This window comes from Enterobacter sp. PP-008-ECC_S150 (assembly GCF_045257065.1).
In the GTDB taxonomy this organism is placed as follows: domain Bacteria; phylum Pseudomonadota; class Gammaproteobacteria; order Enterobacterales; family Enterobacteriaceae; genus Enterobacter; species Enterobacter chengduensis.
Genome location: NZ_JBJHHG010000017.1, coordinates 109,400 through 135,215 on the forward strand (window position 1 = coordinate 109,400; position 25,816 = coordinate 135,215).

The window sequence follows — 25,816 nt, forward strand, 5'->3', positions numbered from 1 at the left end:
CATGAGCACAAAAGCGATTTATCCGGGTACCTTCGATCCGATCACCAACGGTCATCTTGATATCATCACCCGTGCGGCGTGCATGTTCGATAAGGTGATCCTGGCGATTGCCGCCAGCCCCAGCAAAAAGCCGATGTTTGACCTCAACGAGCGCGTGCAGCTTGCCACCGATGCCATTTCGCATCTGTCGAATGTTGAGGTAGTCGGATTTAGCGATCTGATGGCTAACTTCGCCCGCGCCCAGCAGGCCAATATTCTGATTCGTGGGTTACGCGCGGTGGCAGACTTCGAGTATGAGATGCAGCTGGCCCACATGAACCGCCACCTGATGCCGGAACTGGAGAGCGTGTTTCTGATGCCCTCCAAAGAGTGGTCGTTTATCTCTTCCACGCTGGTAAAAGAGGTGGCACGTCATCACGGCGATGTCACCCATTTCCTGCCGGCTAACGTCCACCAGGCGTTGATGGAAAAGCTAAAGTAGCCCTATTTCTGGCACTGACGGCAGTAGAACGTCGCGCGCTGGGCGTGCTTTGTGGCAATAACCGGCGTGCCGCAGACTCGGCACGGTTCGCCTTTACGGCCATACACCTGCAGCTCCTGGGCAAAATAGCCCGGCTTGCCGTCACTTTGCAGGAAGTCCTTCAGCGTTGTTCCACCCTGCTCAATCGAGCGCAGCAATACGGCTTTAATCACCCGAACCAGCAGTTCGCACTCCTGCGCCGACAGCGAAGAGGCCAGCCGATCGGGGTGGATCCCGGCCGCAAACAGCGATTCGCTGGCATAGATATTCCCCACGCCGACCACTAGTTTGTTATCCATCAGCCAGGGCTTAATCGGGCTTTTCTTCTTCGCGCACTTCGCTTGCAGGTAATCCGCGTTAAACGCGTCTGAGAGCGGCTCGGGGCCCAGATGCGCAAGCACGTTATGCCCTTCCAGCTCTTTCGTCCACAGCCACGCGCCAAAGCGCCGTGGGTCGGTGTAGCGAAGCACTTTGCCGTTGCTCATCACCAGATCGACGTGGTCGTGTTTTTCCGCAGGCAGTTCTTCGGTCAGGATGCGCAGGCTTCCGGACATCCCCAGGTGGATAATAATCCAGCCGTCGGGCAGCTCCAGCAGCAGGTATTTCGCGCGGCGCTGCACGCTAAGGACGGGTTTGTCACTTAACGCGTGGATCTCATCGGACACCGGCCAGCGCAAACGCCCGTTACGGACAACCGCGTGAAGAATCGTCGCGCCGACCAGATGGGGCTCAATGCCGCGACGGCTGGTTTCTACCTCAGGTAATTCAGGCATGGTTCCTCCGTTGAGATACAGAATGCAAAAAACCCCGCAGTTGCGGGGTTTTTCGATACAAGGAGGCTAAAATTATTTGATTTTAGCTTCTTTGTACAGTACGTGCTGGCGTACAACTGGATCGAATTTTTTCAGTTCCAGTTTTTCCGGCTTAGTACGTTTGTTCTTCGTGGTGGTGTAGAAGTGACCTGTACCAGCAGAAGAAACCAGCTTGATTTTCTCGCGAATACCTTTAGCCATGATTTATTTCCTCTTTAAGTACTTAGTACTTTTCGCCACGGGCACGCAGTTCAGACAGAACTGTATCGATGCCTTTCTTATCGATTACACGCATACCTTTAGCAGATACGCGCAGGGTGACAAAACGCTTCTCGCTCTCAACCCAGAAACGGTGAGAGTGCAGGTTCGGCAGGAAACGGCGTTTAGTCGCGTTCAGTGCGTGGGAACGGTTGTTACCGGTCACCGGACGCTTGCCAGTAACTTGGCAGACTCGGGACATGTCTATTCTCCAAAAATCAAATTAGCTCGAGCTTCGTATGGGGTATCGGCGCCTCGTCAGGCTTTACAGCCCGGTCATCGCATAGTTCTAAGTGAACTCTCGATTGCCAGGCCCAAATGCCAAACCCGAGATTCTCAAAGGTGGCGTAGTATACGCTGACTCGGCGGTGTGCTCAAGTCCCGAACAGACAAAGATCCCGATGGATCGCGAGAAATAGCCTAAATCCAGCCATGTTCTGCAAAAGAAATGTACTCTCCGCGGCCAATTATCAGATGGTCCAGCACACGAATGTCCATGAATTGACAGCATTTGATAATGCGCTCGGTGATTTCTTTGTCAGCTCTGCTCGGTTCTGCACAGCCAGAGGGGTGATTATGCGCGAGGATCACGCCCGCTGCATTCACTTTTATCGCTTCGCGCACAATTTCACGCGGATGCACCTCAACGTGGCTCAACGTGCCCGCAAAGAGGCAGCTATGTTTCAGCACCCGGTTTCTGTTATCGACAAAGATCACCATAAAGATCTCGCGTTCAATATCGGTTAACTGGCTTTGCACAAATTCGCGCGTCATCGCGGGCGTCAGGATCGGATCTTCCTCCTCCATGCGGACATTGTAAAAACGACGCGCAAGTTCAGCAATGCCCCTCAGTTGGGCATATTTCGCCACGCCGATCCCCTCAACGTGCTTAAACTGCGCCAGATCCGCGGTCAGTAAACCGTACAGCGAACCGAAATGGGCTATCAGCTCTTTTGCCAGCGTAAATACCGTTTTTCCGGGCGTTCCGGTCCGTAAAAAGAGCGCCAGCAGTTCATCATCTTTTAACAGAGTGATGTCATAGCGCAGCAGTTTTTCGCGCGGCAGCAGCTGCTCATCCTCTTCTTCCATGTTCTTTCTCCCTTTTTTAACCTCATGCTGCCACAGGCCAATTCTTCGCTCGACGGCCACATTGCGTTCTTGCGTAGCGCCTCGCAAAGTGGCCGAAGGACAAAATCACCCCGTTTTGGGGATTGTGATAAAATGCCCGCTCTCTGGTGAAACCCAACAGGAAAGAATCATGATGAGCCTGGCCGGTAAAAAAATCGTTCTTGGCGTGAGCGGCGGCATTGCTGCCTACAAAGCGCCGGAGCTGGTGCGTCGTCTGCGCGAGCGCGGCGCAGATGTGCGGGTCGCGATAACCGAAGGCGGTAAAGCCTTTATCACTCCCCTGAGCCTGCAGGCGGTTTCAGGGTACCCGGTATCTGACAGCCTGCTCGACCCGGCCGCCGAAGCTGCTATGGGCCATATTGAGCTCGGGAAATGGGCAGACCTGGTGATTCTCGCCCCCGCCACGGCTGATTTAATCGCTCGGGTAGCGGCCGGTATGGCAAATGACCTGGTCTCCACCATTTGTCTGGCCACGCCTTCGCCTGTTGCCGTCGTTCCCGCCATGAACCAGCAGATGTACCGTAACGCGGCCACCCAGCACAATCTCGAGACGCTGGCCTCACGCGGCCTGCTTATCTGGGGTCCGGACAGCGGCAGCCAGGCCTGCGGCGACGTCGGCCCGGGCCGCATGCTTGATCCGCTGACGATTGTTGATATGGCCGCAGCCCATTTTTCGCCTGTCAACGATCTGCAACATCTCAACATCATGATTACCGCGGGCCCCACGCGCGAGCCGCTGGATCCGGTGCGCTACATCACCAATCACAGCTCCGGCAAAATGGGCTTTGCGATTGCCGCCGCCGCCGCAAGACGCGGCGCGAACGTCACGCTGGTGAGCGGCCCGGTATCGCTGCCTACGCCTGCGTTTGTGAAGCGCATTGACGTTACCACCGCGCTGGAGATGGAAGCCGCCGTGCAGGCACATGCGCAACGCCAGCAGATTTTTATTGGCTGTGCGGCCGTCGCAGACTATCGTGCCGAGACGATCGCCGAGGCAAAAATTAAAAAGCAAGGCGATGAATTAACACTGAAAATGGTGAAAAACCCGGACATTGTCGCCGGTGTCGCCGCACTAAAAAGCTATCGCCCATACGTTGTTGGGTTTGCCGCAGAAACGAATAATGTGGAAGAATATGCCCGGCAAAAACGTACCCGCAAAAACCTCGATTTGATTTGCGCGAACGACGTATCGCTGGCCACACAAGGATTTAACAGCGACAGCAACGCACTGCACCTTTTCTGGCAGGATGGAGATAAAGTCTTACCGCTTGAGCGCAAGGAACTCCTGGGCCAACAATTACTCGACGAGATCGTTACCCGTTATGATGAAAAAAATCGACGTTAAGATTCTGGACCCGCGTGTTGGCGAGCAATTCCCGCTGCCAACCTATGCCACCTCCGGCTCTGCCGGTCTTGACCTGCGCGCCTGTCTCGATGACGCCGTAGAGCTGGCGCCGGGCGCCACTACCCTGGTGCCAACGGGCCTGGCGATTCACATTGCTGACCCGTCACTGGCAGCGGTGATCCTGCCGCGTTCTGGCCTGGGTCATAAGCACGGCGTGGTGCTGGGTAACCTGGTCGGCCTGATCGACTCCGACTACCAGGGCCAGCTGATGGTCTCCGTCTGGAACCGCGGACAGGACAGCTTCACCATTGAACCGGGCGAGCGTATCGCACAGATGGTCTTTGTACCGGTGGTACAGGCAGAATTTAACCTGGTGGCAGACTTTGACGCCACCGACCGTGGCGAAGGCGGCTTCGGCCATTCCGGGCGCAAGTAACGGCCCGACAGACACGCATCTCACAGCGTCATAATGCAATAACAAACCGCAAACGCCAGTTTGCGGTCGCTGTGTGGATGCCAGCCTGGCAAGTGCTTATTTTCAGGGGTATTTTGTAACATGGCAGAAAAACAAACTGCGAAAAGGAATCGTCGCGAAGAAATACTTCAATCTCTGGCGCTGATGCTTGAATCCAGCGATGGCAGTCAACGCATCACCACCGCTAAACTGGCCGCCTCTGTAGGCGTGTCTGAGGCGGCGCTGTACCGTCATTTTCCGAGCAAGACCCGGATGTTCGACAGCCTGATCGAATTTATTGAAGACAGCCTGATCACGCGCATCAACCTGATTCTGAAAGATGAAAAAGACACCACCGCGCGTCTGCGTCTGATTGTGCTGTTAATCCTGGGCTTCGGTGAACGCAATCCGGGCTTAACGCGTATCCTCACCGGCCACGCGCTGATGTTTGAACAGGACAGACTGCAGGGCCGCATTAACCAGCTTTTTGAGCGTATTGAAGCGCAGCTGCGCCAGGTACTGCGCGAAAAGAAAATGCGTGAAGGCGAAGGTTACAGCATTGATGAAACGCTGCTGGCGAGCCAGATTCTGGCGTTTTGTGAAGGGATGCTCTCCCGCTTCGTGCGTAGCGAGTTCAAATACCGTCCAACGGACGATTTTGACGCCCGCTGGCCGTTAGTGGCAGCACAATTACAGTAATGCCAACGCCGGATGGCGGCTTCGCCTTATCCGGCCTGCGAGCGGGTAGGCCCGGTAAGCGTAGCGCCACCGGGCGTAGCAATTAAACCCCGAATGTTTCGCGATACGCTTTTACCGCTGCCAGATGGTCCGCCATCTCCGGCTTCTCTTCCAGATACGCAATCAGATCTTTCAGGGTGATAATCGACGTCACTTTGCAGCCGTAATCGCGTTCAACTTCCTGAATAGCGGAAATTTCACCACGACCACGCTCCTGGCGATCCAGAGAAATCAGCACGCCAGCCAGCGTCGCAACGTTGGCCTGGATAATCTCCATCGATTCACGGATTGCCGTGCCCGCGGTGATCACATCGTCCACCAGCATGACGCGGCCCTGCAGCGCGCTGCCGACCAGATTCCCGCCTTCACCGTGCGTTTTGGCCTCTTTGCGGTTGAAGCAGTAGGGCACGTCGCGGTCATGGTGTTCCGCCAGCGCCACCGCGGTGGTGGTCGCAATCGGAATGCCTTTATAGGCCGGACCAAACAGCAGGTCAAAATCAATCCCGGAATCCACCAGCGCTTCGGCATAGAAACGGCCTAACAATGCCAGATCGCGCCCGGTATTAAACAGCCCGGCGTTGAAGAAATAGGGACTTTTGCGCCCGGATTTCAGCGTAAATTCGCCAAACTTAAGTACCTGCTTGTTAAGCGCAAAATCAATAAACTGGCGCTGATACGATTTCATGGATTTGCTCCTTTGGTTTTTCTGTCTTACAGGCAAAAAAAAGGCGACTCATTGGTCGCCTTTAAAATCAATTTTCTAACGCCGCTTTCTGCGTCGTCACAATGGATTCGATTCCCCCTCGGGCCAACGCCAGCAGGGAGAGAAGCTCTTCGTGGGTGAACGGCTCGCCTTCCGCCGTGCCCTGCACCTCAATGATGCGGCCGTCTTCGGTCATCACCACGTTCATGTCGGTTTCGGCTGCGGAATCTTCAACGTATTCCAGATCGCAAAGCGCTTCGCCGTTAACGATACCCACGGAAACCGCCGCAACCATACCCTTCATTGGGTTGGTTTTCAGCTTGCCGGCCGCAACCAGCTTATTCAGGGCATCCGCCAGCGCCACGCAGGCACCGGTAATCGACGCGGTACGCGTACCGCCGTCTGCCTGAATCACGTCGCAGTCCAGCGTGATGGTGAATTCACCGAGAACTTTCAGATCGACGGCGGCGCGCAGCGCACGCGCGATCAGACGCTGAATTTCCATGGTACGGCCGCCCTGCTTACCTTTTGCCGCTTCACGGGCGTTACGGGTATGGGTCGCACGCGGCAGCATGCCGTATTCAGCGGTGATCCAGCCCTGACCCTGACCTTTCAGAAAGCGCGGAACGCCTTCTTCGATGGAGGCGGTGCACAGTACTTTAGTGTCACCAAACTCAACCAGCACGGAGCCTTCAGCGTGTTTTGTATAGTTACGGGTCAGGGTGACGGGACGCACCTGATTGGCGCTACGGCCTGATGGACGCATGATGGATTCTCCGGCTTGAAACGAATGTGGCTGCGCATTATACGGATAAAGGGCGCTTATTCCTATCCTGTGAAGCCCCCGAAAGCTATAATCCCCCCATCTCTCCTTTAAAAACGGGAATGTCTATGATCCGCAGTATGACCGCCTACGCCCGGCGTGAAATCAAGGGTAGCTGGGGTAGCGCCACATGGGAAATGCGCTCGGTAAACCAGCGTTACCTGGAAACGTATTTCCGTATGCCGGAGCAGTTCCGCAGCCTTGAGCCTGTCGTACGTGAACGTATCCGTACACGTCTGACGCGCGGGAAAGTGGAATGTAACCTGCGCTTTGAGCCCGATGCCAGCGCGCAGGGCGAACTCATCCTTAACGAAAAACTGGCGAAACAGCTCGTCAATGCGGCGAACTGGGTCAAAATGCAGAGCGATGAAGGCGAAATCAACCCGGTTGATATTCTGCGCTGGCCTGGGGTTATGGCCGCCGGTGAGCAGGATCTGGACGCCATTGCCGCTGAAATCCTGGCAGCCCTCGACGGCACGCTGGACGACTTTATCGTTGCCCGCGAAACCGAAGGCCAGGCGCTGAAAGCGATGATTGAGCAGCGTCTTGAAGGCGTAAGCGCCGAAGTAGCCAAAGTCCGCACCCATATGCCAGAAGTTCTGCAATGGCAGCGCGAGCGCCTTGTCGCCAAACTGGAAGAAGCGGAAGTTCAGCTGGAAAACACCCGTCTGGAACAAGAGCTGGTGCTGATGGCGCAGCGTATTGATGTCGCTGAAGAGCTGGACCGTCTGGAAGCGCACGTCAAAGAGACCTACAACATTCTGAAGAAAAAAGAAGCTGTCGGCCGCCGCCTGGACTTTATGATGCAGGAGTTCAACCGCGAGTCGAACACCCTGGCGTCTAAGTCGATCAACGCAGAAGTGACCAATTCAGCGATTGAGCTCAAAGTGCTGATTGAGCAGATGCGCGAGCAGATCCAGAATATCGAGTGATGCCTTTCGGGTGGTGTAAACCGCACCACCCATTACTATTTCTAATCCTTCTCTGCTATCACTTTACCGCCACACCTTCTTTCATCAAGCATGTACAGTAAAATGTGATAAAAATTTATAGGGCAAACCGACTCGCCTTAGAAAATCTCAATCGTGATCTTGCGCACAAATCGCTAACCTCCACCCGTTCACACCGGAGGGTCTATGCTGCTTCACATTCTTTATCTTATTGGCATCACCGCAGAAGCCATGACCGGCGCACTTGCTGCCGGACGTCGCCGTATGGACACCTTCGGCGTAATCATTATTGCTACCGCGACCGCGCTGGGCGGCGGTTCCGTGCGCGATATCCTGCTTGGCCATTACCCGCTCGGATGGGTTAAACACCCTGAGTACGTGATTATCGTGGCGACGGCGGCTGTATTAACCACCATCGTTGCACCCGTTATGCCGCACCTTCGGCGCCTGTTCCTGGTGCTGGATGCGCTGGGGCTGATCGTCTTTTCAATCATCGGCGCGCAAATCGCGCTCGATATGGGTGAAGGGCCGGTTATCGCCACCATTGCTGCGGTGGTCACGGGGGTGTTCGGCGGCGTACTGCGCGATATGTTCTGCAAACGTATTCCCCTGGTCTTTCAAAAAGAGCTGTATGCCGGCATCTCCTTCGCCGCAGCGGTACTGTATATCGCTCTGCAGCATTACGTTTCGAACCATGATGTGGTGGTCATCTCTACACTGCTGTTTGGCTTTACGGCCCGCATGCTGGCGCTGCGTCTGAAGCTCGGGCTGCCCGTTTTTCATTATAAACACAGCGCACACTAGCTTCAGAACCCGTTGATGTGCTGTGCAGCGAGCCATTTCGCCAGCACATCAATCTGAGGCGCGTGTATCCAGTTAACGATTTGTCGCGCTTTCTCCTCGCCCGTCCCCGGCAGGGTCTGCCAGTCCTTTGCGTTACGTCCGATCATCTTCTGCCACGATATGTCTCCCATCGCCTTCAGTGAAGCTTGAGTCAATGGAACACCCAAAGCCATAAGCCAGCGGGTAAACGGCTTCTCGCGCACCAGATTAAATCGGTGCCAGAGCGCGAGCCCGCGAGCAGAGGAAAAGCCCGGGGTAGCCTGCAGCTGTTCCTGAGTTAATAACAGCCATGAAAAGAGATGGTCAAAATGATGCGCCTGCCAGAGGGTTCGCCAGCCTGACTCGCCTAATCCTTCGATATTGAATACCTGCTTTGAGCTGAGCCACGTCAGCCGGGCAAAGAACTGCTCCATACACTCCGGCGAAGCATAGAAACAGCTAAGCGCATGATAACGCGGGGCCGGCGGCTCGGGCTTATGCCTGTCAGTCCCGCGCCAGAGGACCTTATCAAACCGGGGGATACCCTGACCGGCCAGGCTGATCTGTATTTGATCTCCCGGAGCAATATCCAGCCTCTGCCAGCGCCCAACCGAACCCAGACTCACCCGCTGCACCTGTTTATCATCCAGCTGCACCGGTTCCAGCGCGGCTACAACGGAAATTTTGCCCGTTCGCCCCACGGAAAATTGAATGCCGCTCACCTCAGCCACCTGGGCTGCAGGAGAATATTTCCACGCGACAACCCAGTTGCCTTCTCCCGGTAACCAACCTTCGCCCGCGAGTTCATCCTCCGAGCGCACCACAATGCCATCCGTGGCAAAGGGTAATGCGGTCACGTGCCAGGCCTCGCGCTGTTTCTCAACGACATCAACAGATTCGGCGGGAAGCGTATAGCGTTCCGAAAGCGTAAATCCGGCCTGAGACAGTTCAGCCAGAGCTGTCCGCATCTCTTTCGGTCCATCCGGCCAGGCCCAGATGAATACGCCGATCTTGCTCAATAGCGCGTTATCCTTTTGCCGCATCATCGCCCCCGCCACCTTTGCGCGTGCGTTCATTCCGCCCATCTGCCGCTGAATGTGGCTTTCGCTTAACCAGAAAAGCTCGCCCTGCAGGACGCTGTTCGCCAGCGCGCCGGTGAGCGTTTGTGGAACAGACGGGATTAAACGCACCTTTCCGGTCCAGTCTTCCCCTTTCAGGCCATCTCCGCGACTGATAGCCTGGGCTAACTTCCCGTCACGATAGACCAGCGTTACCGCCACTCCGTCAACTTTGGGCTGCAGCCACAGATGCTGTCGGGCACCCATCCACTGTCTCAGTTCCTCTTTGCTGGCCACTTTGTGCACGCCTGTATGCGCAACAGGATGTTTAACGCTCCCCGCCAGCGCGGGAAGTTTTTCTTCTGCAGGCTCACCGCCAAAACAGCGCTGCCACTGCGTTAACCGCCCGTGAAGCTGGTCGTAAACCTCGTCATTGATCTCGCTCACGCCCTGCTTCCAGTAAGCCTCATCCCAGCGTTTGATTTGCGCACTTAACGACGCCATCTCTTTCTCTGCTTTTGTCTGCGACCACACCGGACACACCGCCGCGCCATAGCCACACCACAACAGCATTAACCCGCTTATCCATCGCCACATCGCTACCCCTCCTTTGCATTGCAGAAGGTATACCCGGATGCCGGAAACAACGCTAACGGCAACGTTTTACAATGCGAGACGCTATCCGGTATTTCTTTGGGTTGCTGAAAACCACGGATAAAACCTGAAAACGGCACGCAAAATTCAATAATCGGGGGGAAAAAGTGTGACAAAGGCTACGTCACACGGCAGTGACGTGTATAATAAGCCCGTATGTAGGACTTCTTCGTTAACACATACAAAAGACTCTCATGGCTCAAGGCACGCTTTATATTGTTTCTGCCCCTAGTGGCGCGGGTAAATCCAGCCTTATTCAGGCATTGTTAAAAACCCAACCGCTGTACGACACACAGGTTTCTGTTTCTCACACCACGCGAGCGCCGCGTCCGGGTGAAGTGCACGGTGAACACTATTTCTTTGTGGATCACGACGAATTCAGAGCGATGATCGGCAGAGACGCGTTTCTTGAACACGCTGAAGTATTCGGTAACTACTACGGTACCTCGCGTGAAACCATTGAGCAGGTTCTGGCCACGGGCGTGAATGTGTTCCTGGATATCGACTGGCAGGGCGCACAGCAAATTCGCAAGAAAATGCCTGACTCTCGCAGTATCTTTATTTTACCGCCATCGAAAGATGAGCTGGATCGCCGCCTGCGTGGCCGCGGACAGGACAGCGAAGACGTGATCGCAAAGCGTATGGAACAGGCTGTTGCAGAAATGAGCCATTACGCGGAATATGATTACCTTATTGTGAATGATGATTTTGATGCCGCGCTGAGCGATCTCAAAACCATCCTTCGCGCAGAACGCCTGCGTATGAGCCGCCAGAAGCAGCGACATGACGCATTAATCACCAAACTGTTGGCAGACTGAACCCACTTTCAGTATCATGCCCAGTCATTTCTTCACCTGTGGAGCATTTTAAGTATGGCACGCGTAACTGTTCAGGACGCTGTAGAGAAAATTGGTAACCGTTTTGACCTGGTGCTGGTCGCCGCGCGTCGCGCTCGTCAGATGCAGGTAGGCGGTAAAGATCCGCTGGTACCGGAAGAAAACGATAAAACCACTGTTATTGCACTTCGCGAAATCGAAGAAGGTCTGATCAACAACCAGATCCTCGACGTGCGTGAGCGCCAGGAGCAGCAAGAGCAGGAAGCCGCAGAACTGCAGGCCGTTACCGCTATTGCTGAAGGTCGTCGTTAATTAAACCTGCGGGTCGCCCTTGTATCTGTTTGAAAGCCTGAATCAACTGATTCAAACCTACCTGCCTGAAGACCAGATTAAGCGTCTTCAGCAGGCGTATCTCGTTGCACGTGACGCTCACGAGGGCCAGACACGTTCAAGCGGTGAACCCTATATCACGCACCCGGTAGCGGTGGCCTGTATTCTGGCCGAGATGAAACTCGACTATGAAACGCTGATGGCCGCCCTGCTGCACGACGTGATCGAAGATACCCCTGCCACTTACCAGGACATGGAACAGCTGTTCGGCAAAAGCGTTGCCGAACTGGTGGAAGGGGTCTCTAAGCTTGATAAGCTGAATTTCCGCGACAAGAAAGAGGCGCAAGCCGAAAACTTCCGCAAGATGATTATGGCGATGGTGCAGGATATCCGCGTCATTCTCATCAAACTCGCTGACCGTACCCACAACATGCGCACGCTGGGCTCACTTCGCCCGGATAAACGTCGCCGCATTGCCCGTGAAACCCTCGAAATTTACAGTCCGCTGGCGCACCGTTTAGGTATTCACCACATTAAAACCGAGCTGGAAGAGCTGGGTTTTGAAGCGTTGTACCCGAACCGCTATCGCGTGATTAAAGAGGTGGTGAAAGCCGCACGCGGTAACCGTAAAGAGATGATTCAAAAGATCCTCTCGGAAATTGAAGGGCGCTTACAGGAAGCGGGAATTCCGTGCCGCGTCAGCGGTCGCGAGAAACATTTGTACTCTATCTACTGCAAAATGGTGCTTAAAGAGCAGCGTTTTCACTCGATCATGGACATCTACGCCTTCCGCGTAATCGTCCACGACTCGGACACCTGCTATCGCGTGCTGGGGCAAATGCACAGCCTCTACAAACCGCGTCCGGGGCGCATGAAAGATTACATCGCCATTCCGAAAGCGAACGGCTATCAATCTTTGCATACCTCGATGATCGGTCCGCACGGCGTGCCTGTTGAGGTGCAAATTCGCACCGAAGACATGGACCAGATGGCAGAGATGGGTGTCGCCGCGCACTGGGCCTATAAAGAGCACGGTGGCGAAAGCAGCACAACCGCACAAATCCGCGCCCAGCGCTGGATGCAAAGCCTGCTGGAACTTCAGCAGAGTGCGGGTAGCTCGTTTGAATTTATCGAGAGCGTGAAATCCGATCTCTTCCCGGATGAGATTTACGTTTTCACCCCGGAAGGCCGCATTGTCGAACTGCCTGCGGGCGCAACGCCGGTCGACTTCGCTTACGCCGTGCATACCGATATCGGGCATGCCTGCGTCGGCGCACGCGTCGACAGACAGCCTTATCCGCTGTCTCAGCCGCTCTCCAGCGGCCAGACGGTAGAGATTATTACCGCGCCGGGCGCACGTCCGAACGCGGCCTGGCTGAACTTTGTCGTGAGCTCCAAAGCGCGCGCCAAAATTCGCCAGCTGCTGAAAAACCTCAAGCGTGATGATTCAGTCAGCCTGGGGCGTCGTCTGCTCAACCACGCGTTGGGCGGCAGCCGTAAGCTGGCCGAGATTCCACCTGAGCATATTCAGCGTGAACTTGACCGTATGAAGCTCACGTCTCTGGACGATCTGCTGGCGGAAATTGGCCTGGGTAACGCCATGAGCGTCGTGGTGGCGAAGAACCTGCAGCAGGGCGAAGCGATACCTTCTGCTCCAGGCGCATCCGGCCACGCGCATCTGCCGATCAAAGGCGCGGACGGCGTACTGATCACCTTCGCAAAATGTTGTCGTCCAATTCCTGGCGACCCGATTATTGCGCACGTCAGCCCTGGCAAAGGGCTGGTTATCCACCACGAATCCTGTCGTAACATTCGCGGCTATCAGAAAGAAGCCGAGAAGTTTATGGCGGTCGAGTGGGATAAAGAGACGGCGCAGGAATTTATCACCGAAATTAAGGTGGATATGTTCAACCACCAGGGTGCCCTGGCGAACCTGACGGCAGCGATCAACACGGCCTCGTCCAACATTCAGAGCCTGAATACGGAAGAAAAAGACGGCCGCGTGTACAGCGCCTTTATTCGTCTGACCGCCCGCGACCGCGTGCATCTGGCGAACATTATGCGCAAGATCCGCGTCATGCCGGACGTGATTAAAGTCACCCGAAACCGAAACTAGGTTTATGAATTCACAACGTTACGCGCGGATATGCGAAATGCTCGCCAGGCGTCAGCCTGACCTGACGGTCTGTATGGAACAGGTTCATAAACCGCATAACGTCTCTGCTATCGTTCGGACCGCAGATGCCGTCGGCGTGCATGAAGTGCACGCCGTCTGGCCGGATGGCCGTATGCGAAATACGGTCTCGGCGGCGGCAGGCAGCAACAGCTGGGTGTCTGTCAAACATCATCACACCATTGGCGAAGCCGTATCGCACCTGAAAGGACGCGGGATGCAGATCCTCGCGACCAACCTGTCCGCTAAAGCCGTAGATTTCCGCGAGATCGACTACACCCGCCCGACCTGCATTTTGATGGGCCAGGAGAAAACCGGGATCACGCAGGAAGCGCTGGATCTGGCGGATCGGGACATCATCATTCCAATGATCGGCATGGTCCAGTCTCTCAACGTCTCCGTGGCCTCCGCGCTCATTCTGTATGAAGCGCAGCGCCAGCGTCAGAACGCCGGCATGTACGAGCGTAGCAACAGCATGCTGCCGGAAGAGGAACAGCAGCGCCTGCTGTTCGAAGGCGGCTATCCGGTGCTGGCTCGCGTTGCGAAGCAGAAAAAATTGCCTTACCCCCACGTCAACGCGCAGGGCGAAATTGAAGCCGATGCCGAGTGGTGGGCCACCATGCAGTACGCCGGGTAAGCGATGAAAGGCCGCCTGCTGGATGCCATCCCGCTTAACAGCCTGACGGGCGTGGGCGCGGCGCAAAGCAACAAGCTGGCAAAAATTGGCCTGCACACGGTGCAGGATCTTCTGCTTCACCTCCCCCTGCGTTACGAAGACCGCACCCAGCTCTATAAGATTGGCGATCTCCTTCCCGCCATTTATGCCACCGTTGAAGGCGAAGTCCTGAACTGCAGCATTACGTTCGGCGGACGCCGGATGATGGCCTGCCAGATCAGCGACGGCACCGGCATCCTCACCATGCGTTTTTTCAACTTCAGCGCGGCGATGAAAAACAGCCTGGCGACGGGCCGCAGGGTGCTGGCCTATGGCGAAGCCAAACGCGGGAAATACGGCGCAGAGATGATCCACCCGGAGTACCGCGTGCAGGGCGATCTCAGCACGCCGGAGCTACAGGAAACGCTTACCCCGGTTTACCCGACGACGGAAGGCATCAAGCAGGCAACGCTGCGTAAGCTCACCGATCAGGCGCTGGAGCTGCTGGATACCTGCGCCATTACCGAACTGCTGCCGCCCGAGCTGGCGCAGGGCATGATGAGCCTGCCCGAGGCGCTGCGCACCCTGCACCGCCCGCCGCCAACGCTGCAGCTCAGCGACTTAGAAAGCGGCAAACACCCCGCCCAACGGCGTCTTATCCTTGAGGAATTACTGGCCCATAACCTGAGCATGCTGGCGCTACGCGCGGGCGCGCAGCGTTTCCACGCGCAGCCGTTAAGCCAGAATGATGCGCTCAAGGATAAGCTGCTGGCCTCGCTGCCGTTTAAGCCCACCGGTGCACAGGCGCGCGTCACCGCCGAGATTGAACGCGATATGGCGCTCGACGTACCGATGATGCGCCTGGTACAGGGCGACGTGGGCTCCGGTAAAACGCTGGTTGCGGCGCTGGCCGCCCTGCGCGCGATTGCCCACGGCAAACAGGTCGCTCTGATGGCACCCACAGAACTGCTGGCTGAACAGCATGCCAACAATTTCCGCGCCTGGTTCGCGCCGCTCGGAATTGAAGTCGGCTGGCTTGCGGGCAAGCAAAAAGGCAAAGCGCGCCTTGCGCAGCAGGAAGCCATCGCCAGCGGCCAGGTGCAGATGATTGTCGGCACGCACGCTATCTTCCAGGAGCAGGTGCAGTTTAACGGCCTTGCGCTGGTGATTATCGACGAACAGCACCGCTTCGGCGTGCACCAGCGCCTGGCGCTGTGGGAAAAAGGCCTGCAGCAGGGCTTCCATCCGCATCAGCTGATCATGACCGCCACGCCGATCCCGCGCACCCTGGCGATGACCGCCTACGCCGATCTGGATACCTCCACCATCGACGAGCTGCCCCCGGGCCGAACGCCGGTCACCACGGTCGCCATACCGGATACGCGCCGCAGCGATATCATCGACCGCGTGCGCAACGCCTGCACTCACGAAGGGCGTCAGGCCTACTGGGTTTGTACGCTGATCGAGGAGTCTGAACTGCTGGAAGCGCAGGCTGCCGAAGCCACGTGGGAAGAGCTGAAGCTGGCGCTGCCGGAGCTAAACGTGGGCCTGGTGCACGGCCGCATGAAGCCAGCAGAAAAACAGGCGGTGATGCAGTCGTTTAAGCAGGGGGAACTGCATTTGCTGGTCGCGACGACGGTGATTGAAGTGGGCGTGGACGTCCCCAACTCCAGCCTGATGATCATCGAGAACCCGGAGCGTCTCGGCCTTGCCCAGCTCCACCAGCTGCGCGGGCGCGTTGGCCGCGGTGCGGTAGCGTCCCACTGCGTGCTGCTCTACAAAGCGCCGCTCTCAAAAACCGCCCAGATGCGTTTGCAGGTGCTGCGCGACAGCAACGACGGTTTTGTGATTGCGCAAAAAGACCTGGAGATCCGCGGCCCGGGCGAACTACTGGGCACGCGTCAGACGGGTAATGCCGAATTCAAAGTGGCGGATTTGCTGCGCGATCAGGCCATGATCCCCGAGGTTCAGCGCCTCGCCCGCCATATTCATGAACGCTACCCCGAACAGGCGGCAGCGCTAATTGAGCGCTGGATGCCGGAAACCGAACGCTACTCCAACGCCTGATTCAGGCGAAAATCGGCAGCAACAGGTACAGCTTGATTACCAGCGCGTTGACGATATCAATAAAGAACGCTCCAACCATCGGGACTACCAGAAACGCCATGTGCGATGGCCCGAACCGTTCGGTGATCGCCTGCATGTTGGCAATAGCGGTTGGGGTCGCCCCCAGACCAAACCCGCAGTGACCCGCCGCCAGCACCGCCGCATCATAGTTTTTGCCCATCATGCGCCAGGTCACGAACATGGCGTACAGCGCCATAAACAGGGTCTGCACCGCCAGAATCGCCACCATCGGCAGCGCCAGCGAAGCCAGCTCCCACAGTTTGAGGCTCATCAGCGCCATCGCCAGGAACAGCGACAGGCAGACGTTGCCGAGCACCGATACCGCTCGTTCAAACACGCGGTAGAATCCCATCAGCGCCAGACCGTTGCTCAGGATCACCCCGATAAACAGCACGCAGACAAAGGTCGGTAGCTCAAACGCGGACCCCGCCAGCCATTGCGCAACTACTTTACCCACGGTCAGGCAAATGGCGATCATCGCAATGGTTTCAATCAATACCAGCGAGGTAATGCTGCGCCCGACGTCCGGCTTTTCGAACGCGGTCGGCACCATTTCATCGTCCGGCCTGCCGTCCGGCGTGGTGGAGTGTTTAACCAGATAACGGGCCACCGGGCCGCCAATCAGGCCGCCCAGCACCAGACCAAAGGTGGCGCACGCCATCGCCACTTCCGTTGCGTTTTCAAAGCCGTAGCGCTCAATAAACAGCTTGCTCCACGCCGCGCCGGTACCGTGACCACCCGAAAGGGTAATTGACCCCGCCAGCAGGCCCATCAGCGGATCCAGCCCCAGCAGCGTTGCCATGCCGATGCCGATCGCGTTTTGCATCAGCAGCAGCCCCACCACCACAATCAGGAATACCCCGAGTACCTTACCGCCTGCCCGCAGGCTCGCCAGATTAGCGTTCAGGCCAATGGTGGCAAAGAAGGCCAGCATCAGCGGGTCCTTCAGGGACATATCAAAATCGATTTCCCAGCCCATGCTTTTTTTCAGTATCAGCAGGGCCAGCGCTACCAGCAGGCCACCGGCGACAGGTTCAGGAATGGTGTATTTTTTCAGAAGGGAAACGCGGTGTACCAGCTTACGGCCAAGCAGTAAGACCAGCGTTGCGGCAACAAGTGTCGACAACGTATCGAGATGAATCATAGAAGGCTCCTGTTTTGCGCGTGTTCCATACACACGCGGCGTTATCCTGGGCCGGTTTACGCTCTTCATGAGCCCCCGGCGCGAAAAAGTGTAATTTTTTTTCCCGAGGCGTTGTAGAAAACCTGCTCACAACGGCAGATTTTCTTGCCTTTTTTTGCTGGCAATCGTTTGCTTTTACCAGGTGGTCAGATAAAATGCCCGCTTTTCCACCGTGGGATTGCCGCCGATGTCCGTTAACACCATAGAGTCGCCTGATGCGCAACCGATTGCGCAGAAGCAAAATAGCGAACTGATTTACCGCCTTGAAGATCGCCCGCCGCTGCCCCAGACGCTTTTCGCCGCCTGCCAGCATCTTCTGGCAATGTTTGTCGCGGTGATCACCCCGGCGCTGCTGATCTGCCAGGCGCTCGGCTTACCGGCGCAGGACACGCAGCACATCATCAGCATGTCTCTCTTCGCCTCCGGCGTGGCCTCGATTATTCAAATCAAAGCGTGGGGTCCGGTGGGGTCGGGATTATTGTCAATTCAGGGTACCAGCTTTAACTTCGTGGCGCCGCTGATCATGGGCGGTACGGCCCTGAAAACCGGCGGTGCGGATATCCCAACCATGATGGCGGCGCTGTTCGGCACGCTAATGCTGGCCAGCTGTACGGAGATGGTGATCTCCCGCGTCCTGCATCTGGCTCGCCGCGTTATTACTCCGCTGGTTTCCGGCGTGGTGGTGATGATTATCGGCCTGTCGCTGATCCAGGTGGGCCTCACCTCCATCGGCGGGGGCTATGCCGCCATGAGCGACCACACCTTCGGCGCGCCGAAAAACCTGCTGCTGGCGGGCGTGGTGCTGGCGATCATTATTCTGCTTAACCGCCAGCGTAACCCTTACCTGCGCGTGGCCTCGCTGGTGATCGCCATGGCGGCGGGCTACCTGCTGGCATGGGCGCTGGGCATGCTGCCGGAGACCGCCGCGCCAACCAACAGCGCGCTTATCACCGTCCCGACGCCGCTGTACTACGGTCTGGGCATTGACTGGGGCTTGCTCCTGCCGCTGATGCTGGTCTTTATGATCACCTCGCTGGAGACCATCGGCGATATCACCGCTACCTCTGACGTCTCCGAGCAGCCCGTTTCCGGCCCGCTGTACATGAAGCGCCTGAAAGGCGGCGTGCTGGCGAACGGCCTGAACTCGTTTGTCTCTGCAGTCTTCAACACCTTCCCGAACTCCTGCTTCGGTCAGAACAACGGCGTGATCCAACTGACCGGCGTGGCCAGCCGCTACGTCGGTTTTGTGGTGGCGCTGATGCTGATCGTCCTCGGCCTGTTCCCGGCGGTGAGCGGTTTTGTGCAGCACATCCCCGAGCCGGTGCTGGGCGGCGCAACGCTGGTGATGTTCGGAACTATCGCAGCATCCGGCGTGCGTATCGTCTCCCGCGAGCCGCTGAACCGCCGCGCGATCATGATTATCGCGCTGTCGCTGGCAGTCGGTCTGGGCGTGTCTCAGCAGCCGCTGATCCTGCAGTTTGCGCCGGACTGGGTGAAAAACCTGCTCTCTTCCGGCATTGCCGCAGGCGGCATCACCGCTATCGTGCTGAACCTCGTTTTCCCGCCTGAAAAGAACTGATCCCCTTCACGGCAGGCGGTCAATGCCTGCCGTGACACCTAATTACACCATTCCCGCCTTGAGGATTGCGCATAAATCGTGCATAACTCCCTTATGTGCGTTTTGCGGGATGGAAGACCATGAAATTTATTGGAAAGCTGCTCGTCTATCTTCTGGTAGCCCTGCTCATTGTGCTGCTGGCGTTCTACATTCTGCTCCAGACCCGCTGGGGCGCTGCTCAGGTCAGCAGCTGGGTGACGGTGAATACCGATTACGAACTCAGTTTCGACAAGATGAATCACCGCTTTTCGTCGCCTTCCCACCTCATTCTGGAAAACGTCACCTTCGGTCGGGACGGTAAACCCGCCACGCTGGTTGCCAAAAAAGTCGATATTGGCCTGAGCAGCCGCCAGATAACCGATCCGCTGCATATGGACACCATTACCCTGTTCGACGGCACGCTGAATCTCTCCCCACAGACCGCGCCGCTGCCTTTCCAGGCGGATCGCCTGCAGCTGAACAACATGGCCTTTAACAGCCCGAATACCGAGTGGGACCTGAGCGCGCAGAAGGTGACGGGCGGCGTCAGCCCATGGCAGCCGGAAGCAGGCAACGTTCTGGGGAAAAACGCGCAGATTCAGATGAGCGCAGGCTCGCTGACCCTCAACGGCGTACCGGCCACCAACGTGCTGATCGAGGGCCAGCTTAACGGCAAGGAAGTGGTGCTGAACACCATCGGAGCGGATATGGCTCGCGGCTCGCTCACCGGCTCCGCCCTGCGCAACGCCGACGGGAGCTGGATTATCGACACGATGCGCCTGAACGAGATCCGCCTGCAGAGTGATAAAACCCTGAGAGACTTCTTCGCGCCGCTGGCCACCCTTCCTTCCCTGCAAATAGGCCGTCTGGACGTGACCGACGCCCGCCTGCAGGGCCCGGACTGGGCGGTAACCGATCTCGATTTAAGCCTGCGCAACCTGACGCTGAGCAAAGGCGACTGGCAGAGCCAGGAAGGTCGCCTGTCCATGAACGCCAGCGAGTTTATCTACGGCTCGCTGCATCTGTTTGACCCGATCCTGAACGCGGAGTTTTCCCCGCAGGGCATGGCGCTGCGCCAGTTCACCTCCCGTTGGGAGGGCGGCATGGTGCGCACCTCCGGTAACTGGCTGCGCGACGGTAAAGCGCTGGTGCTGGACGATGTCGCCATCGCCGGTCTGGAGTACACCCTGCCACAGAACTGGAAAACGCTGTGGATGGAGCCGCTGCCGGAATGGCTGAACAGCGTCACGCTGCAAAAATTCGGCCTGAGCCGCAACCTGGTGATCGACATCGATCCCGCCTTCCCGTGGCAGATCACCTCGCTGGACGGCTACGGCGCCAACCTGCAGCTGGCGAAAGACCGCCAGTGGGGCGTGTGGGGCGGCAGCGCAACCCTGAACGGCGCGGCGGCAACCTTCAACCGCGTGGACGTGCGCCGTCCGTCGCTGGCGCTGAATGCGAACGCCGCCACGGTGAACATTACCGACCTGAGCGCGTTTACCGAGAAAGGCATTCTGGAAGCAACGGCGACGGTTTCACAGCTTCCGCAGCGGCAAACCACGGTGAGCCTGAACGGTCGCGGCGTGCCGCTCAACGTGCTGCAACAGTGGGGCTGGCCTGCGCTGCCGATTACGGGCGACGGCAATATTCAGCTCACCGCCAGCGGCAGCGTGCAGGCCAGCGCACCGTTGAAGCCGACGGTGAACGGCAAGCTGAGCGCGGTGAATATGGATAAACAGCAGGTAGAGCAGACGATGACGGGCGGCGTGGTGTCGGCGATGGCGCCGGCACAGTAAAAAGCCGGGTGGCGGCTTCGCCTTACCCGGCCTACGAGGTTTTGGTTCCCTCTCCCCGTAGAAGACAGACCGCCTGATTACCGTAGGCCCGGTAAGCGAAGCGCCACCGGGCATTTTTCAAGCTCAGAAGTGAACCACCACCTCATTCCCCTCCGCTTTCACCACCACGCCCCACTCGCTGCCCGCGTGTGAACCGCCTTTCACGCCGCCCACCTTCTGCACGTTGCGCAAGCATACCGACCAGTTTTGCGCCTCGCCCGCGCCGGACAGGGTCACAACGTCGCCCTCTCGCGACGCCTTCAGCGTAAATGCCACTGAACCGTCCGCCGCAGGCACTTCGCTCACCGCCGATGCGCCATCCTCCAGGTTAAACAGCTGGAAGGCCGTCCCCTCGTTCCACGCATAGTCTGGTTTCTGGCTGTTATTGCCCAGCGCCAGCAGGGTGTTATCGCGCACATAGACCGGCAGGCTCCGGAAATCATGCTTTTGCTTGTGCCAGCGGCTGCCCTGAATTTCGTCGTTATGCCACAGGTGCGTCCAGCGCCCTTCCGGCAGCCAGAACTGCACGTCGCCCGCCTCGGAGAACACCGGTGCCACCATCACCGCATCCCCCAGCATGTACTGGCGGTCGAGATAATCGCACGCCGGATCGTCCGGGAACTCCAGCATCATCGCCCGCAGCATCGGCGTACCGCACTCGCGCGCCAGCGCCGCCTGACGATACAGATACGGCATCATCCGGCACTTCAGCTGCGTAAAGTGGCGCACCACGTCGCAGGACTCCTCATCGTACGCCCACGGCACGCGGTAAGATTTACTGCCGTGCAGGCGGCTGTGGCTGGATAAAAGCCCGAACGCGCACCAGCGTTTGTAAACGTGCGCCGGGGCGGTGTTTTCGAATCCGCCGATATCGTGGCTCCAGAATCCGAAGCCGGAGAGGCCAATCGACAGCCCGCCGCGCAGGCTTTCGGCCATCGACTCGTAGTTGGCGTAGCAGTCGCCGCCCCAGTGCACCGGAAACTGCTGCGCGCCCACGGACGCCGAGCGGGCAAACAGCACCGCCTCTTCTTCGCCCACCGTCTCTTTCAGCACGTTCCATACCAGCTCGTTATAGATATAGGCGTAGTGGTTATGCATCTTCTGCGGTTCGGATCCGTCAAACCACTGCACGTCCGTCGGGATGCGCTCGCCAAAGTCGGTCTTAAAGCAGTCGACGCCGATGTCCACCAGGCCTTTCAGCCTGTCGGCATACCACCGGCACGCTTCCGGGTTAGTGAAGTCATAAATTGCCAGCCCCGGCTGCCACTTGTCCCACTGCCACAGAGAGCCGTCCGGGCGCCTGAGCAGGTAGCCCTTCTCCTTCAGCTCCTGGAATACCGGCGACTTCTGGCCGATGTACGGGTTAATCCACACGCAGACCTTCAGCCCTTTCTCCTTCAGGCGGCGGATCATTCCTTCAGGGTCCGGGAAGGTCACCGGGTCCCACTCGAAGTCGCACCACTGGAAGGCCTTCATCCAGAAGCAGTCGAAGTGGAAGACGTGCAGCGGCAGGTCGCGCTCGGCCATGCCGTCAATAAAGCTGTTAACCGTCGCTTCATCGTAGTTGGTGGTGAACGAGGTGGTGAGCCACAGGCCGAACGACCACGCGGGCGGCAGCGCCGGACGTCCGGTAAAGCGCGTGTAGCGGTTGAGCACCTCTTTCGGCGTCGGGCCGTCGATCACGAAGTACTCCAGATACTCCCCTTCGACGCTAAACTGCACTTTAGAGACTTTCTCGGACCCCACTTCGAACGAGACGTTTTCCGGGTGATTCACCAGCACGCCGTAGCCGCGGTTGGTCAGGTAGAACGGGATGTTTTTGTAAGACTGCTCGGTGCTGGTGCCGCCGTCGCGGTTCCACGTTTCGACCGTCTGGCCGTTGCGCACCAGGGCGGTGAAGCGCTCGCCCAGGCCGTAGACCGTTTCCCCCACGCCGAGGTCGAGACGTTCAAACACATAGTTGCGGTCGGTGTTGGTATCCTGCACGTAGCCGTTGTTTTTCAGCTGGCTGCCGGTAATGCGCTGGCCGTTGCGCAGGAAGTCCAGCGCCCAGAACTCGCCTTTGGTAACGCGTACGCTGACGCTGCCGCTTTTCAGCTCGGCAAATTCCGCGTTGTTTTCAATCTCGACCTTCACGTCTTTCAGCACGTTCAGCGGATAGTGCGGGCCGTTGTTCAGCGCGCCCTGAAAGTGCTCGATGCGCACCCCGACAATCCCCTCCTGCGGGGCAAACAGGCGCACCGTGAACAAGAGCGTGTCGAGCTGCCAGGTGCGCTCGCGCACGTCGCGCGGCGCAACAAACACCACCAGGTCATTGCCCTGCTGCTCCACGTCGAACACCTGAACCGGATAGGTTACGTTCAGGCCCGGTTGAATAAGCCAGTTTCCATCACTGATTTTCATGCTTTCGTCCTCTTAGTTCTGCAATTCTTTGCTGACCGGCAGGTTTTCAAACGCCTGCTGATTGCGGCGCGCGCCATGCGCCAGCTCGCCCAGGATTTTGGTCAGGAAGGGGGTTTTCAGCGTGTAGTAGCGTTTGGCGATAATGGCGCTCAGCACGTAGCAGACCGCCGGGGCCAGGGTAAACAGGCCGATAATGATGCTGATGGTCGCGCTGTTCTGGGTTTTGGCCGCCGCGTCGTAGCCGCCGCCTGCCAGCATCCAGCCGATCATCGCCCCGCCCAGCGCCAGGCCGAGCTTCAGCACGAACAGCGTGCCGGCAAAGCTGATCCCGGTCAGGCGCTTGCCGTTGGTCCATTCGCCGTAGTCGACGGTATCGGACATCATTACCCACTGAATCGGCGTCACCAGCTGGTGCAGCACGCCGATGACGAAGATAAAGGCGAACATCACCACGGTGGCATGCATCGGCACGAAGAACATCGCCACGCTCACCACCGCCAGCGCGGCGTTGGTCCACCAGAAGATGCTGACCTTACACTTCCAGTCGGTGAGCGGTTTCGCCAGCGCGGAGCCGATCAGGTTGCCGACGCAGTAGGTGGTGAGGAACGCGACGAACACTTCCGGCGAGCCCATGATCCAGGTGCAGTAGTACATCATCGCGCCGCCGCGCACGCAGACGGCGAGGATGTTGAGGATGGTGAGCACGCCAACGATGCGCCACTGGTCGTTGTGCCAGATGTCGCGCAGGTCTTCCCGCATCGAAGTGGTGCTCGGCGGCACCTGGATGCGCTCTTTGGTGGTGAAGAAGCAGAACGCCAGCATCAGGAACGCGACCACCGACAGTACGGCGATACCGCCCTGGAAGCCGAACGCCTTATCGTCGCCGCCGATCAGGTTCACCAGCGGCATCATCAGCACCGTGGAGAGCATGCCGCCCGCGGTCGCCAGCACGAAGCGCCAGGACTGAAGGGAGATACGCTGCGTTGGGTCGTTGGTGATCACCCCGCCCAATGCGCAGTACGGGATGTTGACCACGGTGTAGAGCAGGGTCAGCAGGGTGTAGGTAATAGCGGCGTAAACCATTTTGCCGTTGAGGCTGAGGTCCGGCGTGGTGTAGGCCAGCACGCAGACGATGCCGAAAGGAATGGCGCCGAACAAAATCCACGGGCGGAACTTGCCCCAGCGGCTGCGGGTGCGGTCGGCAATCAGCCCCATACACGGGTCTGAGATTGCATCCAGCGCACGGGCCAGCAGGAACATGGTGCCGACAAAGCCGGCGGGAATGCCGAAAATATCGGTGTAGAAAAACATCATGTACAACATGACGTTATCAAAAATGATGTGGCTGGCGGCATCTCCCATGCCGTAGCCAATCTTCTCTTTTACTGACAATACTTCGCTCATATTTTATTCATCCTTCACGCGGTAGGGGGCGCTGAGACCGGTTGCATTGGTTTTAAACCATTGTTTCATGAGCGGGTATTGCGTTTTCTGGTTAGCAGATTACGTTTCTTGTTTTTTGTGATCGCGGTAAATATTGGAGAGCACGAATGGCTAACGTGAGGATTTTCTTAGGAATTAACTGAAACAGGGGGGTACAGGTCAAAAGAGAAGTGAAAAAAGTGTGTCGGGGTATGTGGTAAATGCCTGAAAGTAGCTATAATGCGCCCCGCCTCCATGTAGCAATGCAGGCGCGGAAGATCGTCATCTCCGGTGAGGTGGCTGGACTTCAAATCCAGTTGGGGACGCCAGCGTTCCCGGGCAGGTTCGACTCCTGTGATCTTCCGCCAAAAATGCAAAACACCAACAATCCAATAATCCTAATCACCTTTTATTTCTTGAAAAATAAGGTTGTGAAATGGAACTATCCTCCCCTGATTTCTCTAAAATTAGATACAATTTAAATAACTTTATTGATGTTCTAGAGGGTATCGAAGAAACATTACCTACGATTAGAAGGAATCTTTATAGAGATTTTAAGGAAAAAGAAAAACAATCAGACGAATTCATTTTAGCGCACTCATATCAGCGAGAGTATGATGAAGAAGGTACATTAATAAAATATAAAATGCCTTTTGAAAAGCAAAGGGAATTATATTTCCTAATGCGTTCCGTCCATAAATCATTAAAAACAGCGAGAGCAATTCCATCAAGTTTCCTAGTATCTATCGTAAGCGAGTATGATGCATATCTCGGAGTGCTATTAAAAGAAATCTATCTTTCTAAACCTGAAATAATAAACTCTCTAGAGAAGAACCTTACATTTAATGAGATTATGGAGTTTGGAAGCATTGATAAGATAAAAGATTTTGTAATTGAAAAGGATATTGAAACAACTTTAAGAAAAAGTCATTTAGAACAATTATTAAGTTTGGAAAAAAAATTCTCGATTCCATTAACTAAAGGATTAAC

24 protein-coding genes and 1 tRNA gene are annotated in these 25,816 nt (G+C 56.9%); 15 read left to right on the forward strand and 10 right to left on the reverse strand.

Features of this window, described 5'->3' with window-relative positions:
- The first annotated feature begins 1 nt into the window (after position 1).
- A complete protein-coding gene (gene coaD, locus ACJBF3_RS18415; protein WP_045328589.1) occupies positions 2-481 on the forward strand; it encodes a pantetheine-phosphate adenylyltransferase in 480 nt (159 codons plus the stop codon).
- A gap of 2 nt (positions 482-483) precedes the next feature.
- Here coaD and mutM read toward each other — a convergent pair whose 3' ends face one another.
- From mutM to radC, 4 genes are all read right to left on the reverse strand, one after another.
- Positions 484-1,293, reverse strand: a complete 810-nt coding sequence (gene mutM, locus ACJBF3_RS18420; protein WP_045328591.1) for a bifunctional DNA-formamidopyrimidine glycosylase/DNA-(apurinic or apyrimidinic site) lyase — start codon at positions 1,291-1,293, stop codon at positions 484-486.
- A gap of 72 nt (positions 1,294-1,365) precedes the next feature.
- A complete protein-coding gene (gene rpmG / locus ACJBF3_RS18425) occupies positions 1,366-1,533 on the reverse strand; it encodes a 50S ribosomal protein L33 (protein WP_003024094.1) in 168 nt (55 codons plus the stop codon).
- A gap of 22 nt (positions 1,534-1,555) precedes the next feature.
- Positions 1,556-1,792 (reverse strand): 50S ribosomal protein L28, encoded by a 237-nt coding sequence (rpmB, locus tag ACJBF3_RS18430; protein ID WP_002436699.1) that lies wholly within the window; start codon positions 1,790-1,792, stop codon positions 1,556-1,558.
- 218 nt (positions 1,793-2,010) lie between these two features.
- Positions 2,011-2,679 (reverse strand): DNA repair protein RadC, encoded by a 669-nt coding sequence (gene radC, locus ACJBF3_RS18435; RefSeq protein WP_045328593.1) that lies wholly within the window; start codon positions 2,677-2,679, stop codon positions 2,011-2,013.
- Positions 2,680-2,851: 172 nt separating this feature from the next.
- Here radC and coaBC point away from each other — a divergent pair, with 172 nt between their 5' ends.
- From coaBC to slmA, 3 genes are all read left to right on the forward strand, one after another.
- A complete protein-coding gene (gene coaBC, locus ACJBF3_RS18440) occupies positions 2,852-4,063 on the forward strand; it encodes a bifunctional phosphopantothenoylcysteine decarboxylase/phosphopantothenate--cysteine ligase CoaBC (protein ID WP_088475396.1) in 1,212 nt (403 codons plus the stop codon).
- Entirely contained in the window at positions 4,041-4,499 is a 459-nt protein-coding gene (gene dut, locus ACJBF3_RS18445) for a dUTP diphosphatase (protein WP_008502691.1), read from the forward strand. The genes coaBC and dut overlap by 23 nt, the downstream gene beginning before the upstream one ends.
- Before the next feature lie 120 nt (positions 4,500-4,619).
- Complete coding sequence (gene slmA / locus ACJBF3_RS18450) at positions 4,620-5,216, forward strand: nucleoid occlusion factor SlmA (RefSeq protein ID WP_008502690.1); 597 nt, start codon at positions 4,620-4,622, stop codon at positions 5,214-5,216.
- A gap of 82 nt (positions 5,217-5,298) precedes the next feature.
- On the opposite strand, the gene pyrE is transcribed toward slmA, so the two are convergent.
- Both pyrE and rph read right to left on the reverse strand, forming a co-directional pair.
- Positions 5,299-5,940, reverse strand: a complete 642-nt coding sequence (pyrE, locus tag ACJBF3_RS18455) for an orotate phosphoribosyltransferase (RefSeq protein WP_045328597.1) — start codon at positions 5,938-5,940, stop codon at positions 5,299-5,301.
- A gap of 67 nt (positions 5,941-6,007) precedes the next feature.
- The gene (gene rph, locus ACJBF3_RS18460) at positions 6,008-6,724 is read right to left on the reverse strand and encodes a ribonuclease PH (protein ID WP_006177715.1); all 717 of its coding nucleotides are present in this window, start codon (positions 6,722-6,724) and stop codon (positions 6,008-6,010) included.
- A 125-nt stretch (positions 6,725-6,849) separates the two neighbouring features.
- On the opposite strand from rph, the gene ACJBF3_RS18465 reads away from it, so the two are divergent.
- Both ACJBF3_RS18465 and ACJBF3_RS18470 read left to right on the forward strand, forming a co-directional pair.
- The gene (locus ACJBF3_RS18465; protein WP_008502687.1) at positions 6,850-7,713 is read left to right on the forward strand and encodes a YicC/YloC family endoribonuclease; all 864 of its coding nucleotides are present in this window, start codon (positions 6,850-6,852) and stop codon (positions 7,711-7,713) included.
- Between the two features lie 204 nt (positions 7,714-7,917).
- Entirely contained in the window at positions 7,918-8,535 is a 618-nt protein-coding gene (locus tag ACJBF3_RS18470; RefSeq protein WP_023334014.1) for a trimeric intracellular cation channel family protein, read from the forward strand.
- Between the two features lie 2 nt (positions 8,536-8,537).
- On the opposite strand, the gene ligB is transcribed toward ACJBF3_RS18470, so the two are convergent.
- Positions 8,538-10,208 carry an NAD-dependent DNA ligase LigB gene (ligB, locus tag ACJBF3_RS18475; protein ID WP_045328599.1) on the reverse strand — a complete coding sequence of 557 codons (1,671 nt, stop codon included), beginning with the start codon at positions 10,206-10,208 and terminating at the stop codon, positions 8,538-8,540.
- A 251-nt stretch (positions 10,209-10,459) separates the two neighbouring features.
- Here ligB and gmk point away from each other — a divergent pair, with 251 nt between their 5' ends.
- Genes gmk through recG form a run of 5 tightly spaced genes read left to right on the forward strand, consistent with a single transcriptional unit; the run spans position 10,460 to position 16,326 of the window.
- Positions 10,460-11,083 (forward strand): guanylate kinase, encoded by a 624-nt coding sequence (gene gmk / locus ACJBF3_RS18480; RefSeq protein WP_032644394.1) that lies wholly within the window; start codon positions 10,460-10,462, stop codon positions 11,081-11,083.
- Between the two features lie 54 nt (positions 11,084-11,137).
- Positions 11,138-11,413, forward strand: a complete 276-nt coding sequence (gene rpoZ, locus ACJBF3_RS18485) for a DNA-directed RNA polymerase subunit omega (protein WP_000135058.1) — start codon at positions 11,138-11,140, stop codon at positions 11,411-11,413.
- A gap of 19 nt (positions 11,414-11,432) precedes the next feature.
- On the forward strand, positions 11,433-13,547 hold the full coding sequence (spoT, locus tag ACJBF3_RS18490; protein ID WP_032644393.1) for a bifunctional GTP diphosphokinase/guanosine-3',5'-bis pyrophosphate 3'-pyrophosphohydrolase: 2,115 nt from the start codon (positions 11,433-11,435) through the stop codon (positions 13,545-13,547).
- Between the two features lie 4 nt (positions 13,548-13,551).
- Positions 13,552-14,241 carry a tRNA (guanosine(18)-2'-O)-methyltransferase TrmH gene (gene trmH, locus ACJBF3_RS18495; RefSeq protein WP_045328600.1) on the forward strand — a complete coding sequence of 230 codons (690 nt, stop codon included), beginning with the start codon at positions 13,552-13,554 and terminating at the stop codon, positions 14,239-14,241.
- Positions 14,242-14,244: 3 nt separating this feature from the next.
- Positions 14,245-16,326, forward strand: a complete 2,082-nt coding sequence (recG, locus tag ACJBF3_RS18500; RefSeq protein ID WP_045328601.1) for an ATP-dependent DNA helicase RecG — start codon at positions 14,245-14,247, stop codon at positions 16,324-16,326.
- A 1-nt stretch (position 16,327) separates the two neighbouring features.
- Here the strand turns inward: recG and gltS are convergent, their stop codons facing one another.
- Positions 16,328-17,530: a sodium/glutamate symporter gene (gltS, locus tag ACJBF3_RS18505; protein ID WP_045328604.1), complete on the reverse strand. Its 1,203-nt coding sequence runs from the start codon at positions 17,528-17,530 to the stop codon at positions 16,328-16,330.
- A gap of 226 nt (positions 17,531-17,756) precedes the next feature.
- Between gltS and xanP the strand changes: the two genes are divergently transcribed.
- Both xanP and ACJBF3_RS18515 read left to right on the forward strand, forming a co-directional pair.
- Positions 17,757-19,148 (forward strand): xanthine/proton symporter XanP, encoded by a 1,392-nt coding sequence (gene xanP, locus ACJBF3_RS18510; protein WP_045328605.1) that lies wholly within the window; start codon positions 17,757-17,759, stop codon positions 19,146-19,148.
- A 119-nt stretch (positions 19,149-19,267) separates the two neighbouring features.
- Positions 19,268-20,962, forward strand: coding sequence for an AsmA family protein (locus ACJBF3_RS18515; protein ID WP_045328606.1), 1,695 nt, complete (start codon positions 19,268-19,270; stop codon positions 20,960-20,962).
- A 123-nt stretch (positions 20,963-21,085) separates the two neighbouring features.
- Here the strand turns inward: ACJBF3_RS18515 and yicI are convergent, their stop codons facing one another.
- Positions 21,086-23,404 (reverse strand): alpha-xylosidase, encoded by a 2,319-nt coding sequence (yicI, locus tag ACJBF3_RS18520; protein WP_045328608.1) that lies wholly within the window; start codon positions 23,402-23,404, stop codon positions 21,086-21,088.
- 12 nt (positions 23,405-23,416) lie between these two features.
- Positions 23,417-24,808: a glycoside-pentoside-hexuronide family transporter gene (locus ACJBF3_RS18525; protein ID WP_045328609.1), complete on the reverse strand. Its 1,392-nt coding sequence runs from the start codon at positions 24,806-24,808 to the stop codon at positions 23,417-23,419.
- Between the two features lie 291 nt (positions 24,809-25,099).
- On the opposite strand from ACJBF3_RS18525, the gene ACJBF3_RS18530 reads away from it, so the two are divergent.
- Both ACJBF3_RS18530 and ACJBF3_RS18535 read left to right on the forward strand, forming a co-directional pair.
- Positions 25,100-25,194, forward strand: a tRNA-Sec gene (locus tag ACJBF3_RS18530).
- Between the two features lie 68 nt (positions 25,195-25,262).
- Positions 25,263-25,816, forward strand: a 554-nt coding sequence (locus tag ACJBF3_RS18535) for a hypothetical protein (RefSeq protein WP_406545236.1), incomplete at its 3' end; no start/stop codon positions are given.

What these genes read in the sequence shown, in the direction of transcription:
- rpmG (WP_003024094.1), bottom strand. Translation starts at nt 1,533, where the DNA reads ATGGCTAAAGGTATTCGCGAGAAAATCAAGCTGGTTTCTTCTGCTGGT.
- ACJBF3_RS18470 (WP_023334014.1), top strand. Translation starts at nt 7,918, where the DNA reads ATGCTGCTTCACATTCTTTATCTTATTGGCATCACCGCAGAAGCCATG.
- ACJBF3_RS18515 (WP_045328606.1), top strand. Translation starts at nt 19,268, where the DNA reads ATGAAATTTATTGGAAAGCTGCTCGTCTATCTTCTGGTAGCCCTGCTC.
- ligB (WP_045328599.1), bottom strand. Translation starts at nt 10,208, where the DNA reads ATGTGGCGATGGATAAGCGGGTTAATGCTGTTGTGGTGTGGCTATGGC.
- ACJBF3_RS18465 (WP_008502687.1), top strand. Translation starts at nt 6,850, where the DNA reads ATGATCCGCAGTATGACCGCCTACGCCCGGCGTGAAATCAAGGGTAGC.
- dut (WP_008502691.1), top strand. Translation starts at nt 4,041, where the DNA reads ATGATGAAAAAAATCGACGTTAAGATTCTGGACCCGCGTGTTGGCGAG.
- recG (WP_045328601.1), top strand. Translation starts at nt 14,245, where the DNA reads ATGAAAGGCCGCCTGCTGGATGCCATCCCGCTTAACAGCCTGACGGGC.
- rph (WP_006177715.1), bottom strand. Translation starts at nt 6,724, where the DNA reads ATGCGTCCATCAGGCCGTAGCGCCAATCAGGTGCGTCCCGTCACCCTG.
- mutM (WP_045328591.1), bottom strand. Translation starts at nt 1,293, where the DNA reads ATGCCTGAATTACCTGAGGTAGAAACCAGCCGTCGCGGCATTGAGCCC.
- pyrE (WP_045328597.1), bottom strand. Translation starts at nt 5,940, where the DNA reads ATGAAATCGTATCAGCGCCAGTTTATTGATTTTGCGCTTAACAAGCAG.
- gltS (WP_045328604.1), bottom strand. Translation starts at nt 17,530, where the DNA reads ATGATTCATCTCGATACGTTGTCGACACTTGTTGCCGCAACGCTGGTC.
- yicI (WP_045328608.1), bottom strand. Translation starts at nt 23,404, where the DNA reads ATGAAAATCAGTGATGGAAACTGGCTTATTCAACCGGGCCTGAACGTA.
- slmA (WP_008502690.1), top strand. Translation starts at nt 4,620, where the DNA reads ATGGCAGAAAAACAAACTGCGAAAAGGAATCGTCGCGAAGAAATACTT.
- coaBC (WP_088475396.1), top strand. Translation starts at nt 2,852, where the DNA reads ATGAGCCTGGCCGGTAAAAAAATCGTTCTTGGCGTGAGCGGCGGCATT.
- radC (WP_045328593.1), bottom strand. Translation starts at nt 2,679, where the DNA reads ATGGAAGAAGAGGATGAGCAGCTGCTGCCGCGCGAAAAACTGCTGCGC.
- rpoZ (WP_000135058.1), top strand. Translation starts at nt 11,138, where the DNA reads ATGGCACGCGTAACTGTTCAGGACGCTGTAGAGAAAATTGGTAACCGT.
- gmk (WP_032644394.1), top strand. Translation starts at nt 10,460, where the DNA reads ATGGCTCAAGGCACGCTTTATATTGTTTCTGCCCCTAGTGGCGCGGGT.
- ACJBF3_RS18525 (WP_045328609.1), bottom strand. Translation starts at nt 24,808, where the DNA reads ATGAGCGAAGTATTGTCAGTAAAAGAGAAGATTGGCTACGGCATGGGA.
- rpmB (WP_002436699.1), bottom strand. Translation starts at nt 1,792, where the DNA reads ATGTCCCGAGTCTGCCAAGTTACTGGCAAGCGTCCGGTGACCGGTAAC.
- coaD (WP_045328589.1), top strand. Translation starts at nt 2, where the DNA reads ATGAGCACAAAAGCGATTTATCCGGGTACCTTCGATCCGATCACCAAC.
- trmH (WP_045328600.1), top strand. Translation starts at nt 13,552, where the DNA reads ATGAATTCACAACGTTACGCGCGGATATGCGAAATGCTCGCCAGGCGT.
- xanP (WP_045328605.1), top strand. Translation starts at nt 17,757, where the DNA reads ATGTCCGTTAACACCATAGAGTCGCCTGATGCGCAACCGATTGCGCAG.